We start from the raw sequence: 12,651 nt of genomic DNA, 5'->3' as shown, positions 1-12,651 counted from the left end.
AGGGATGGGGCATGCATCGGAACCCATCGGCATCCACGTCGCAGGAAACCGGCCGCCACGCCCCCGTGCTCTCCACCGAGGTGCGCGACGCTCTCGCCGACCACCGCCCCGTCGTCGCCCTGGAGTCGACGATCATCGCCCATGGTCTTCCGCGCCCCCGCAACCTCCAGGTCGCGGAGGAACTGGAGGAGCTCGTACGCAAGGCGGGGGCCGTGCCCGCCACGGTCGCCGTGCTCGACGGCCGGGCCCATGTGGGTCTGACGGCCGACCGGTTGGAGCGGGTGGCCGGTGACCCGGCGATGCGAAAGCTGGGCCACCGCGACCTCGCACCCGCTCTCGCCCAGGGAGCGAGCGGGGCGACGACCGTGTCCGCGACCGCGTTCCTGGCGGCGCGGGCCGGCCTGAACGTCTTCGCGACCGGGGGGCTCGGCGGCGTACACCGGGAGTGGACCGAGACGCAGGACGAGTCCGCGGATCTGCGGCTGCTCGCCAGGACCGGCATCACCGTGGTCTGCGCGGGCGTGAAGTCGATCCTGGACGTGCCGGCCACGCTCCAGCGCCTGGAGACGCTCGGCGTCGGCGTGCTCGGTTACGGCACGGAGTACTTCCCCGGGTTCTATCTGAGCAGTTCGGGCGAGCCCGTCGACTGGACGGTCCGCACACCGCGGGAGGTCGCTGACGTGATGCGGGCCCGGGAGGAGCTCGGGGGTCCTCCCGCCGCGCTGATCGTCGCCAATCCCGTACCGCAGGAGGAGCAGTTGGACCCCGAGGTGCACGACCGGGTGCTCGCGCAGGCTCTGGACGCCTGCCGGGAGCGCGGGATCGTGGGGCAGGCAGTCACTCCGTTCCTGCTGGAGTACCTGATGCGGGAGACCGACGGAGCGTCCCTGGAAGCGAATCTGGCCGCCGTGCGCGGGAACGTGCGGCTGGCCGCCCGGATCGCGGCGGCGGCGCGGTGACCGAGGGCGGTCTCCTCGTCGTCGGCGACGTGGTCACCGACGTGGTCGTCCGGCACGGCTCGGCCGTGGTCCACGGTACGGACACGGCTGCGCGCATCAGCACGACGCCGGGCGGAGCGGGCGCCAACGTCGCTTGCTGGGCGGTTCGTTCGGGCTGCCGGGACGTGCGTCTGCTGGCGCGGGCAGGGGCGGATTCGGAGGCCTGGCACCGGGGCGCGCTGGAACGGGCGGGGGTGCGGCCGCTGCTGTCCGTGGACGGGGAGGCGCCGACCGGCACGGTGGTGGCCCTGGTCGACTCCTCGGCCGAGCGCACCTTCCTCACCGACAGCGGCGCGGTCCTGCGCCTCTCCCCCGACGACTGGTCGGCGTCATTCCTGGACGGCGTCGCCCGGCTCCACCTCTCCGGCTATCTCTTCTTCGCGGCGACCAGCCGCGCGACGGTGCGGCTTGCCCTGCGTGAGGCCCGGCGTCGGGACATCCCGGTGAGTGTGGACCCTGCGTCGGCGGGCTTCCTCGCCTCTCTCGGCGCCGGCGCCTTCCTCGACCTGGTCGAGGGCGTGGACCTGCTCCTCCCCAACGCGGACGAGGCCCGGGAGCTGACCGGCCTGCCGGACCCGGCCGACGCGGCGGCCAAGCTGAGCCGTCACGCCGGGCGGGTCGCCGTCACCGTCGGGGACCGGGGCGTCCTGCTGGCGGCCGGGGGCACGGTGACCACGCGTGTATCCGCCCCGGCCGTACTGGATCCGGTCGATTCGACCGGCGCGGGGGACGCCTTCACCGGCGGTTTCCTCGCCGCTCTCATCGCCGGGGCGGACGATGCCGCGGCAGCCGCGACCGGCTGCCGGGCCGGGGCCGAGGCGGTCGCGACGGTCGGCGGGCGTCCGGGGCCGCGTCCGGCGTAGTGGTCACGTGCCGATGCCGGTCCAGGCGGGGTGGTGCGGGTCGTCGGCCCGCACCACCGCGTCCGCGCGGTCGGCGGGCGCCACCTCGTCCTCGTACCGGGCGAAGGCGGGCCATGTCCACCGCTCGTTCTCCTCGGTGCGCCGCCGCAGCGCACCGGGCGACAGGCGAAGGTGAACGGCGAGGTCGAAGGGGAACCACTGCCCGAGGAGCAGCGGCCCGTGCACGATCAGCACCCCGCCCTCGGGCAGGACCCGGTACGGGCTGCGGGTGGCCCGGTCCGTCACCGGGTCCCAGAGGTCGGGCAGCACCCGTCCGCTGCCGCCGGGCTCCAGCGGACGGAACACCTCGCGCCACAGTGCGTTGGTGTCGAACCAGCTGTCGGCGTACGAGTCGGGGTCCTCCTTGCCGTACTCGTAGCGCAGACTCGCCGGCCGCAGGAACCCTCCGGTGGAGACGGTGAGCACCGCGCGGCCGCGCGCCCGCAGTTCCTCGGCGACGCGTTCGGCGGGCTCACCGGGGCGGGCGGCCGGAGCGCCGTCGATGCCGATTCTGAGCCAGGGCCCGCCGTCGGCCGGTTTCAGGCCGTCGGCGTGCGCGGCCAGCGCTTCGGCCAGGCGTTCCCAGGTGATCGGTTCGAATCGCACGTTTCCATCATCACCCGGGACCGCGCCGGCTTCCGTACGAGAGCGCACCCCGCCCCGGTGCCGGATCTACTTCGCCGCGGGGCAGTCCACCGCGTCGGCGTCGTCGGAGAGTTCGCTGCCCTCGGGAAGCAGATAGGTCACCCACAGCACCACGGGTTCCGTGCCGAGGTTGCGCCCGATGTGCCGGTGTTTGGTTCCGGACGGCTCGATGAACGCCGTTCCCGCGGGTGTCACCTCGACCGAGCAGTCGTCGAGGGTCCGGGTCAGCGTCCCGGCCTGGACGACGGCGATCAGCTGGCCCGGGTGGGTGTGCCAGCCGGTGGAGCCGCCGGGCGCGATGGTGATGGTCCGGACGGTCACATCCGTCTCGCCCTTGGGGGTCTTCACCTTCAGCTTGCCCTCGGACGTGCCCTTGGCGACGACGGTGCCGCTCACACCGCTGCCGGGCGTCGCGACCGCGGCTGCCGGGACGAGACCGAGCGCCGTCACACAGGCGCCCACGAGCATGACCTTGCGCAGCGTGCCCCGCTGCTTCGTGCCGACCCTGCTGCCGAACTCCATGGACATCTCCCTCGTCCCGCCGGACCGGATGAACGAACCCACGCTACGCGCGAGTCGGGCTGCCGTCACCGGTGACGCGGGTGTCATCCCCCGCGGAGTTCGGTGGCGAGCGGGCCTTCCCCCTGCACCTCGGCCCGGCCCTCCGCGACCGCTTCGGCCAGTGTCAGTTCGCCGCGCCCCAGCGCCAGGCAGAGCTCGGCTTCGAGCACGATGCGGGCGTCGGGGTGCGGGGCCGGGCCGTACCCGTAGGCATCGTCCCGCTGCACGTCCCCGCCCGTTCGGATGTGGAACTCCCCTTCCTCCAGCCGGACTTCGACGACACCTGCATGCTTCGTCCCGTCCATCGCGCGCAGCAGGGGCAGGGCGAACCAGTGGGCGCGGACCGCGTCGGTGGGGCGGCGTTCGGCGAGTGCGGGTGTGCCCCACCGCGCGAGCGCGGTGAGGACCGGGAGCAGTCCGCGACCGTGTTCGGTCAGTTCGTAGACCGAAGCGGCCGCCGGCGGCGGAAGGCGCCGGCGCACGGCGAGGCCGCTCTGCTCCATGTCCTTGAGCCGGGAGGCGAGCACGTCCGTGCTGACTCCCGGCAGGTCGGCGTGCAGATCCGTGTACCGGCGCGGGCCGGCCAGCAGTTCACGGACAATCAGCAGCGTCCACCGGTCGCCCACGGAGTCGAGGGCCCGGGCGGTGGCACAGAACTGGTCGTAACTCCGGCGGCGGGCGGGGCGTGTTGGCGGCTGCTGACGTGGCATGCGACGCAGTCTAGACATGTTGTTGGACTTTCCAAGCTCCAACTTGGTAAAACCAAGTAACACAGTTCGGGGTCGGGGAGGGCACAGCATGGAGTTCCGGCAGTCCAGCAAGCTCAACGAGGTCTGTTACGAGATCCGGGGCCCGGTCATCGAGGAGGCCAACGCCCTCGAGGAGGCGGGCCACAGCGTGCTCCGCCTCAACACGGGCAACCCGGCGCTCTTCGGGTTCGAGGCGCCCGAGGAGATCGTCCAGGACATGATCCGGATGCTCCCGCAGGCACATGGCTACACCGATTCGCGCGGCATCCTCTCCGCCCGGCGGGCCGTGGCGCAGCGCTACCAGGCGATGGGCCTGACCGACGTCGACGTCGACGACATCTTCCTCGGCAACGGCGTCTCCGAGCTGATCTCCATGTCCGTACAGGCACTTCTGGAGGACGGCGACGAGATCCTCGTCCCGAGCCCCGACTACCCGCTGTGGACCGCCGTCACCACACTCGCGGGCGGCAAGGCCGTGCACTACACCTGCGACGAGGCCGCGGACTGGAATCCGGACCTCGCGGACATGGCCTCGAAGATCACCGACCGCACCAGGGCCATGGTGATCATCAACCCGAACAACCCGACAGGTGCCGTCTATCCCCGCGAGATCCTCGAGGGCATGCTCGATCTGGCACGCAGGCACGGGCTGATGGTGTTCGCCGACGAGATCTACGACCAGATCGTCTATGACGACGCCGAGCACCACTCCGTGGCGGTCCTGGCCCCGGATCTGCTCTGCCTCACCTTCAGCGGGCTGTCCAAGACGTACCGCGTGGCGGGATTCCGCTCCGGCTGGCTGGTGGTGTCGGGCCCCCAGCAGCACGCCCGCAACTACCTGGAGGGGCTCACCATGCTCGCCTCCATGCGGCTGTGCCCCAACGCCCCCGCCCAGTACGCGATCCAGGCGGCGCTCGGCGGCCGGCAGTCGATCCGCGGGCTCGTCGCCCCCGGGGGCAGGCTCCACGAGCAGCGCGACCGGGCCTGGGAGCGGCTGAACGAGATTCCGGGGGTGTCGTGCGTGAAGCCGAAGGGCGCCCTGTACGCGTTCCCTCGCATCGACCCCAAGGTCCACGACATCGTCGACGACGAGCGGTTCGTCCTGGACCTCCTGCTGCGGGAGAAGATCCAGGTCGTTCAGGGCACCGGCTTCAACTGGCCGCGCCCCGACCACTTCCGGATCCTGACCCTCCCGCACGCCGACGTCCTCGACGCGGCGATCAGCCGCATCGGCCGCTTCCTGAACGGATACCGCCAGTGATCTGCACCCGCTGCCGGACCCCCGTGCACACACAGTTCGCGTCGCCCGGCCTGGTGGGCGCGATCGTGGAGGGCGGGCTCGATCCGGCCGAGGACCCGCGCTGGGCGGACTCCGGCGCGGCCTCGCCCGCCGAGTACGCGCGATGGGCAGGCCATCTGTGCGGTATGACCTGCCTGCGCATGGCGCTCGGCCCCACCGCTCCGACCCTGTTCGCGCTGCGCGACGGCGCCCTCGAGTACGGCGCGTACACCGAGGACGCCCAGAGGGTGATCCGGGGCCTGGTCTACGCCCCGTTCGCCGCGTACGCGACCGAGGCGCACGGCCTCGACGCGACCGTCCACCGGCACCTGTCCCCCGCCGGGATCCTCGGGCTGCTGGACGAAGGCAGGAGCGTGATGGCGTCCGTGCACTACGGAATCCGGCACCCGGAACTGCCGGCGCCGGGGCGTGGCGGGCATCTGGTCCTGCTGACCTCGCGCACCGCGGACGGATCGGGGGTGCACTTCCACAACCCGTCGGGGACGACGGCGGACACACGCGCGGCCGAGCTGCCGCTGCCGGTCTTCGAGCGCTTCTTCGCGGGCCGCGGGGTGTCGTTGCCCGGAGTCACGACGCCGGGTGCCGCGGGGCCGTAGCACCTCACCCTTACGGGTGGTCCGGCCCGGATCCCGGTGTCCTGCCGGGCCGTTGCGCCGACCGCGTGCCACGGTGAGCGCCATTACGGCTTCCGACCGCCCGTGGGAGATCACCTTGCTGCGTCTGCGCAACCGCCCGAAGCCGGGCCCCGAGCGATCCACGCGGCGCACCGCGGTCATGGCGGGCGTGGCCGCCTGCGCCGTACTCGCCACGGGCGCACCGCTCGCGTACGCCACACTCGGCGGCGAGGCACCGGCGGCGCGGGCGACGGCCGTCCGGGGCGCCGAGTACGTGGAGACCCGGCTGTTCTTCGGTACCGAACGCCCCGACGGCGGACCGGATGTGACCGACCCGCAGTTCCTCGCCTTCGTCGACCGGTATGTCACACCGGACTTCCCGGCCGGCCTCACGATCCAGGACGGCCGGGGGCAGTGGCGCGACTCCGACGGGGTGATCGAACGGGAGCGTTCGTACGAACTGATCCTGCTCTACCCGGCGTCGGAGGCGCGCCTGCGCGACCCGCAGATCGAGCGGATCCGCGCAGCGTACGAGAAGGCCTACGCCCAGGACTCGGTGGCCCGCCTCGACGAACGCACCCTCGCCGACTTCTGAGCCCCGGGGCCGCGTGGCGCCCCCACGGGCGGCCCGTGCGCCCCACCCGGGTGAAGGGGCCTCGCACCGACCGCAGAACTCTGTGCCAGGATGACGGTGGCCTTACGCGTCGTCCGTCTGGAGCCGCCGTGCCGGAACCGACCCCTGCCCGCCCCAGCCTCCCGGGCCCCCGCGTCTCCGAGCCGGTCTTCGACGCAACGCTGCGCCTGCTTGCCGAAGGCGGTCACGAGCGGCTCACCATCGAGTCGGTCGCCCTGGAGTCGGGTGTCGACAGCAAGGCGATCCGCCGGGCGTGGCCCCTCGGGCCGCCCGGCCTTGTGCGTGCGGCTCTCATCGAGGCGGAGACGCGCGGCAGCGGCAGCCCCGACACGGGCAGCCTTCGGGGCGATCTGGAGTTTCTGGTGGACCAGGTGCTCACCCTGCTCACGAGTGAGCTCACGCGGTCGGCCGTCCGCGCGTTGGCTGCGGGCAGCGACACGTTCGAGGACGAACTCGGTCTCCTGGCCCGCGACTTCTTCGCCGACCGCTTCACCCGCGAGCATCCGGTCTTCCTTCGGGCCGTCGAACGCGGCGAACTCCCCGCGGAAGCCGAGCCCCTGCTGCTCGTGAAGCTCGTGGCCGATTCCGAGTGGGTACGGGCGGCGCTGCGCGAGGCACCACCGTTGCCACGAGGCTTCGCCGAGTCCGTGGTCCGCGTCGTCCACCCCGTGTGCCGCATGGTTCCGCCGCCGCGCGCGAGCGCACAGGAACGAGAGCCGAGCACAGGGGTCAGCCCCGCAGGGCGGTGAGCGCGGCCACCGGGTCGGGGTCCGGGGTGGCGCGGGGCCACCAGTCGTCCGCGCCAGGGTCCGACTCGTAGCCGTACCAGCGGCCGTCCTGGCCGAAGCGGAGCTGGAGGGTGCCCCCGGTGTTGGTGAGGTGGTTGCGCCAGGGCTGGAAGCGCGGGAAGTCGGCCGCCGCGAGGGCGGGGCGGGCCCGGTCGAACGGGCCCGCCGGTGGGTCCCAGGGGCTTTCCAGGACCGCGAGGCCCTCCGCGCCGCCCTGCCTCCAGGCGGCGACGGCGCGGGCCAGGTCGGTGGTGCTGCGGCCGGTGGCGTAGGCCAGCTCGCGGTAGAGCGCCCGGGTGGTTGCCGTGAGCCCCGCGGTCGGCCGGGACGCGGCGATGCGCACCGCGTCCTGCCAAGTGCTGAGCCCGGCGATCGGATCGTCCCCGGTGGTCAGGAGTGCGTGGGCGCGGGCAGCCGCGTCCGAGGCGAGGTGGTCCAGGGACAGCGGGTCATGGGCGCCGGGCAGGTCCGGGTAGGAGGGCGGCTGCCCGGGGTACGGCGGCACGGGCAGCGGTGCCGGGAGCGGCGGCAGGAAGCGGCCGGCCAGGGCCTCGGCCGCCGCGAGCGAGGGCATCGCCGGTGTGGCGGGGCGTTCTCGGGCGGAGTGCTCGGCGTTGCGGCGGCCGAGCTCGTCGAGGAGTTCACGCTCCCCCCGGCCGCGCATCAGCAGCAGGACGAAGGGGTCGCTGTCCAGGAGTCGTGCCGTCTGGAAGCAGAGCGCCGCCACGTGCTTGCAGGGCCAGCCGCGGTCCGGGCAGGAGCAGTCCGGGTCGAGGTCGCCGGCGGCGGGCAGCAGCCGGATGCCGGTCTCCCCCGCCATGTCGACCAGGGAGTGCGGCATGTCCTTGTCGAGCAGCGCGGACAGATGCCCGGGCCGCGCCGCGACGGCGTCCAGGAAGGTGTCCCAGTCGGAGGCCGAGAACGTACGCAGGCGCAGCTCCGCCCGGTACGGGCGGGGGCGGCTGCCGTGGACGTAGGCGATGACCCGGCCGGGAGTCACGGTGATCGCGGCGACTTGGCCGCCGTCGGCGTACGTCCGGCCGCGGGCGAGGCGTCCCTCGTCCATCGACAGGGACTCCAGGGCGTCCACCCACGCCCGGCCCCACCAGCTGTCCGCGAAGGGTTCCGCGGTGTCCGAGGCGCGGGCGGGCACCGCCTCGAAGGTGCGCCGCAGGTCGTCGGGGCCGGGACGCGCCGTGGGACGGGGGTGCGCGGCCGGGCTCATGCCGTCCTCCGGAGCGAGACGAGATCGGCCAGGTCACGGTCGCTGAGCTCGGTCAGAGCGGCCTCGCCGGATCCGAGCACCGCGTCGGCGAGGGCACGCTTGGACTCCAGCAGTTCGCTGATCCGGTCCTCGACGGTGCCTTCCGCGATGAGCCGGTGCACCTGCACGGGCTGCGTCTGGCCGATGCGGTAGGCACGGTCGGTGGCCTGCTCCTCGACCGCGGGATTCCACCAGCGGTCGTAGTGGATGACGTGGGCGGCCCGGGTGAGGTTCAGCCCGGTGCCGGCCGCCTTGAGGGAGAGCAGGAAGACGGGGACCTCGGCGGACTGGAAGCGGTCCACCATCCGCTCCCGCTCGGGCACCGGCGTACCGCCGTGCAGGAGCTGGGAGGGGACGGAGCGGGATGCCAGGTGGGCGGAGAGGAGGCGGGCCATCGACACGTACTGGGTGAAGATCAGGACGGAGGCGTCCTCGGAGAGGATCGTGTCGAGGAGCTCGTCGAGCAGGGCGAGCTTGCCCGAGCGTCCCGTGAGCCGGGTCGGCTCCTCCTTGAGGTACTGCGCGGGGTGGTTGCAGATCTGCTTGAGCGAACCGAGCAGTTTCATGATCAGCCCGCGGCGGGCGATGCCCTCGGACTGCTCGATGAAGGCCATGGTCTCGCGCACGGCCGCCTCGTAGAGCGTGGCCTGCTCGCGGGTGAGGGAAACGGCGTGGTCGGTCTCCGTCTTCGGCGGCAGCTCGGGCGCGATGCCCGGGTCCGACTTCTTGCGGCGCAGGAGGAAGGGGCGGACCAGCCGGGAGAGCCGCTCGACCGCCTCCTCGTTGCCCAGGCCCGCCGCGGTGCCGGTGTTCTCGACGATCCGGGCGTGCCGGGACCGGAACGCCTTGAGCGGGCCGAGCAGCCCGGGGGTGGTCCAGTCGAGCAGGGCCCAGAGCTCGGAGAGATTGTTCTCGACGGGCGTGCCGGTCAGCGCGACGCGGGCCGGGGCCGGGATGGTGCGCAGCGCCTTGGCCGTGGAGGAGTGCGGATTCTTCACGTGCTGGGCCTCGTCGGCGACGACCAGCCCCCAGGTGTGCTCGGCGAGCCGGCCCGCGCTGGACCGCATCGTGCCGTAGGTGGTGAGGACGAAGCCGCCGTCCGGGTCGGTGAGCGTGCGGTCGGTGCCGTGGAAGCGGCGCACGGCGACACCGGGCGCGAAGCGGTTGATCTCCCGGTGCCAGTTGCCGAGGAGGGAGGCGGGACAGACGACCAGCGTGGGGGCGGCGTGGGCGCGGTGCAGATGGAGGGCGATGACGGTGATGGTCTTGCCCAGGCCCATGTCGTCGGCGAGGCAGCCGCCCAGGCCGAGCGAGGTCATCCGGTCCAGCCAGGCCAGGCCCCGCAGCTGGTAGTCGCGGAGGGTGGCGTCGAGGCCGGGCGGCGGCGGGAGGGTGGCGCCCTCGTCGAGGATGCGCGAGCGGAGTGCCGCGAGCGCTCCGGCCGGCACCGCCTCGACCTGTTCGCCGTCGACCTCGGCAACGCCGGTCAGTGCGACGGCGAGCGCGTCCACCGGATCCAGCAGACCGAGCTCCCGCTTGCGCGCCTTGCGTACGAGCGCGGGATCCACGACCACCCACTGGTCGCGCAGCCGCACCACCGGCCTGTGCGCCTCGGCCAGCGTGTCCATCTCGGCCTCGGTGAGCTGCTCGTCACCCAGGGACAGCTGCCAGTTGAACGCGAAGAGCTGCTCCGCGTCGAAGAAGGAGGTGCCGTCGGTGGCCGAGCCCGGCGCGGGCCGGACGACGGCCGTGGCGGTGAGCGAGCGGGCGAGCTCCCGGGGCCAGTGGACGGCGACCCCGGCCGCCGCGAGCCGTGGTCCCGCTTCGCCGATCAGTTCGTACAGCTCGTCCTCGGCGAGCGCGAGCACGTCGGGGACCGGCTGGTCCAGCAGCCGCTCCAGCGGGGGCCAGATCCGGGCGGCGCGGCGCAGGGCGAGCACCGCGTCGATCCTCGCCCGCGGCCCGAAGGGCTCCCCTGCCCCGCCGCTCCACAACGTCGCCGCATCGGTGACGTACGTCGGGTCGGCCAGGCTGTGCACCTGCGTGACGGCCGCGGCGGCGTGGCGGGCTGCTGCCGGGGATCCGTGCGCGTCCTCGTCCGTCTCCGCGGTGGGCCCGGCGGTGTCGAAGAGTTCGTGGACGGACAGGTCGAGCCGGAGGGAGACGCGCACCCCCGCGTCGAGTCCGGCAGCCACCTCGACGGCCCAGGCGCGGGCGCCGGGCAGCCGCTGTGCCTCGCGCGCGGCGAACGGTGCGCCCATCGCGTGGCCCGCGGCAGGGGTCCGGGGCAGGGTGTCCGCCACGGCGTCGAGGAAGGCTCCGAGCAGGGCCAGGGGGTCCGGGACCCGCAGCGGTGTGCCGTCCAGCGGGACCGCGTATCCCTCGGGGGGCATCGAGGCGGCGACGGCCCTGAGGTGGGCGATGTCCTCCGCGTCGCGGGGCCCGGCCCGCCATGCGTCGTGGTCGTCGGCCGTCAGACCGGGCAGGAGCTTGCCGCGCGCCACCAGGGTGAGCGCGTGCAGCGCGGCCGCGCCCCAGGCGCGCGTGGCGGGGTGGGCGGAGGCCCGGTGCCGGGCGCCCGAGAGGAGCGGCACGGCATCCGCGACGGACAGCACCACGGCGGGAACCGTGCGGCGCCGGGCCGCGCCCGCGCCGTGCGGCCCGACGACCGCCAGCTCCGTGACGGTGTACGGCGGATCCCCGCTGTCGCCCGGCGGCTCGTCGGGACCGGTGAAAGCGATACTGCCCTCGGGGTCCCAGAAGGCGATCCGGCCGTCACGGGGCAGCGCGGCCGGCAGGAAGACCGCCGCGCACCGCATCAGCCGCTCGGCGGCCGGGACCGTGGTCCGCTGTGCCATGTCCACTGCCCCTCCCGCCTGGTCCGAGTGCCCGAATCCTGTCTTCGCGAGTCTAGGCGGGGGGTACGACAACACCCGCCCCGCACGTGTTCCCACGGGCCGGGGCGGGCGTGGTTTCCGCGTCAGTGACGGGCGAAGGGCTCGGCGTGGGCCCCGCCGTGCTGCGGCTCCTCCGCGGAGTCCGGCGGCGCGGTCGCGGGGTCACGCGGCGTCGTCGCGGGGTCGGGCAACGCGGTCTGGGGATCACGCGGCGTGGTCCCGGGGTCGGGCAACGCGGTCGCGGGGTCACGCGGCGCGGGAGGCTCATCCGCCGGGATGCGCGCGGCCCGTGACCCGTCCTGCGCAAGGTCCTCGCCCTGCGGCCGGGACTCCGGCTGCGCCAGGGACTCGGTCCGCGAAGAGGGCTCGGTCCGCGGGGAGGACCCGTCGTACCCGGACGGACTCTGCGGCTGCCGCACCTCCGCGGGCGGCTGCCCCTGCTGCGCACGCTCCAGGAAGCGGAGCAGCTCGACGGGGAACGGCAGCACCAGCGTGGAGTTCTTCTCGGCCGCCACCGCGACCACGGTCTGCAGCAGTCGGAGCTGCAGCGCCGCCGGCTGGCTGGACATCTCCTGGGCCGCCTGGGCCAGCTTCTTCGAGGCCTGCAGTTCCGCGTCGGCGTTGATGACCCGCGCGCGCCGCTCACGGTCGGCCTCGGCCTGCCTGGCCATGGACCGCTTCATCGTCTCCGGCAGGGACACGTCCTTGATCTCGACGCGGTCGATCTGCACACCCCAGCCGACCGACGGACTGTCGATCATCAGTTCCAGTCCTTGGTTCAGCTTCTCCCGGTTGGACAGCAGATCGTCCAGGTCGCTCTTACCGATGATCGACCGGAGGGACGTCTGCGCCATCTGCGAGACCGCGAAGCGGTAGTCCTCCACCGCGATCACCGCGCTCGCCGGGTCCACCACCTTGAAGTAGATGACGGCGTCCACGCGGACCGTCACGTTGTCCCGCGTGATGCCGTCCTGCGCGGGCACCGGCATCGTCACGATCTGCATGTTCACCTTGCGGAGCCGGTCCACACCCGGAACGATCATGGTGAATCCCGGCGGTCGCACACGGTCGTGGAGCCTGCCGAGCCGGAGCACCACTCCGCGTTCGTACTGCTTGACCACCCGGGCCGCGGCCATTCCGTACACCGCCACGCCCGAGACCGCCGCCACCGCTGCGATCACCAGCTCCTGGACCATCACGGCCCCCTGCGTCCGGGAGTGCGTTCCAGCACCCGTCGATCACGCCCTATTACCACGGTATGCCCGGTATGCGCACCCGTCGAACCTCTGTCCGGGTGTC

General features: G+C 73.1%; 12 protein-coding genes. 6 read left to right on the top strand and 6 right to left on the bottom strand.

Annotated features, from left to right (window positions below; genetic code table 11):
- Window positions 1-11: 11 nt before the first annotated feature.
- Together OG844_RS36665 and OG844_RS36660 are read left to right on the top strand one after the other, a co-directional pair.
- Entirely contained in the window at window positions 12-959 is a 948-nt protein-coding gene (locus tag OG844_RS36665; protein WP_406389334.1) for a pseudouridine-5'-phosphate glycosidase, read from the top strand.
- On the top strand, window positions 956-1,861 hold the full coding sequence (locus OG844_RS36660) for a carbohydrate kinase family protein (RefSeq protein ID WP_406389335.1): 906 nt from the start codon (window positions 956-958) through the stop codon (window positions 1,859-1,861). The genes OG844_RS36665 and OG844_RS36660 overlap by 4 nt, the downstream gene beginning before the upstream one ends.
- A 3-nt stretch (window positions 1,862-1,864) precedes the next feature.
- Here the strand turns inward: OG844_RS36660 and OG844_RS36655 are convergent, their stop codons facing one another.
- The 3 genes from OG844_RS36655 to OG844_RS36645 form a co-directional block, all read right to left on the bottom strand.
- Window positions 1,865-2,506 (bottom strand): uridine kinase, encoded by a 642-nt coding sequence (locus OG844_RS36655; RefSeq protein ID WP_406389336.1) that lies wholly within the window; start codon window positions 2,504-2,506, stop codon window positions 1,865-1,867.
- Window positions 2,507-2,572: 66 nt separating this feature from the next.
- The gene (locus OG844_RS36650) at window positions 2,573-3,067 is read right to left on the bottom strand and encodes a cupin domain-containing protein (RefSeq protein WP_406389337.1); all 495 of its coding nucleotides are present in this window, start codon (window positions 3,065-3,067) and stop codon (window positions 2,573-2,575) included.
- Window positions 3,068-3,150: 83 nt separating this feature from the next.
- On the bottom strand, window positions 3,151-3,816 hold the full coding sequence (locus tag OG844_RS36645) for a winged helix-turn-helix transcriptional regulator (protein ID WP_406389338.1): 666 nt from the start codon (window positions 3,814-3,816) through the stop codon (window positions 3,151-3,153).
- A gap of 88 nt (window positions 3,817-3,904) precedes the next feature.
- Between OG844_RS36645 and OG844_RS36640 the strand changes: the two genes are divergently transcribed.
- The 4 genes from OG844_RS36640 (at window position 3,905) to OG844_RS36625 (ending at window position 7,152) form a co-directional block, all read left to right on the top strand.
- Window positions 3,905-5,116 (top strand): pyridoxal phosphate-dependent aminotransferase, encoded by a 1,212-nt coding sequence (locus OG844_RS36640; RefSeq protein ID WP_406389339.1) that lies wholly within the window; start codon window positions 3,905-3,907, stop codon window positions 5,114-5,116.
- Window positions 5,113-5,751, top strand: a complete 639-nt coding sequence (locus OG844_RS36635) for a peptidase (protein WP_406389341.1) — start codon at window positions 5,113-5,115, stop codon at window positions 5,749-5,751. Before OG844_RS36640 ends, OG844_RS36635 begins: the two co-directional genes overlap by 4 nt.
- Before the next feature lie 178 nt (window positions 5,752-5,929).
- The gene (locus tag OG844_RS36630; protein WP_406396055.1) at window positions 5,930-6,364 is read left to right on the top strand and encodes a DUF3574 domain-containing protein; all 435 of its coding nucleotides are present in this window, start codon (window positions 5,930-5,932) and stop codon (window positions 6,362-6,364) included.
- Window positions 6,365-6,492: 128 nt separating this feature from the next.
- Window positions 6,493-7,152, top strand: coding sequence for a TetR-like C-terminal domain-containing protein (locus OG844_RS36625; protein ID WP_406389342.1), 660 nt, complete (start codon window positions 6,493-6,495; stop codon window positions 7,150-7,152).
- Here the strand turns inward: OG844_RS36625 and OG844_RS36620 are convergent.
- The 3 genes from OG844_RS36620 to OG844_RS36610 all read right to left on the bottom strand — a co-directional run bounded on the left by OG844_RS36620 (window position 7,133) and on the right by OG844_RS36610 (window position 12,548).
- Window positions 7,133-8,416, bottom strand: a complete 1,284-nt coding sequence (locus OG844_RS36620; RefSeq protein WP_406389343.1) for an SWIM zinc finger family protein — start codon at window positions 8,414-8,416, stop codon at window positions 7,133-7,135. The genes OG844_RS36625 and OG844_RS36620 overlap by 20 nt on opposite strands.
- Complete coding sequence (locus OG844_RS36615; protein WP_406389344.1) at window positions 8,413-11,313, bottom strand: SNF2-related protein; 2,901 nt, start codon at window positions 11,311-11,313, stop codon at window positions 8,413-8,415. Before OG844_RS36615 ends, OG844_RS36620 begins: the two co-directional genes overlap by 4 nt.
- A 122-nt stretch (window positions 11,314-11,435) precedes the next feature.
- Window positions 11,436-12,548, bottom strand: a complete 1,113-nt coding sequence (locus tag OG844_RS36610) for an SPFH domain-containing protein (RefSeq protein ID WP_406389345.1) — start codon at window positions 12,546-12,548, stop codon at window positions 11,436-11,438.
- Between the last annotated feature and the right edge of the window lie 103 nt (window positions 12,549-12,651).

The organism is Streptomyces sp. NBC_00887, assembly GCF_045207585.1.
Note: the sequence above shows the minus strand (reverse complement) of the source record. Positions and strands in the feature narration are given on the sequence as shown.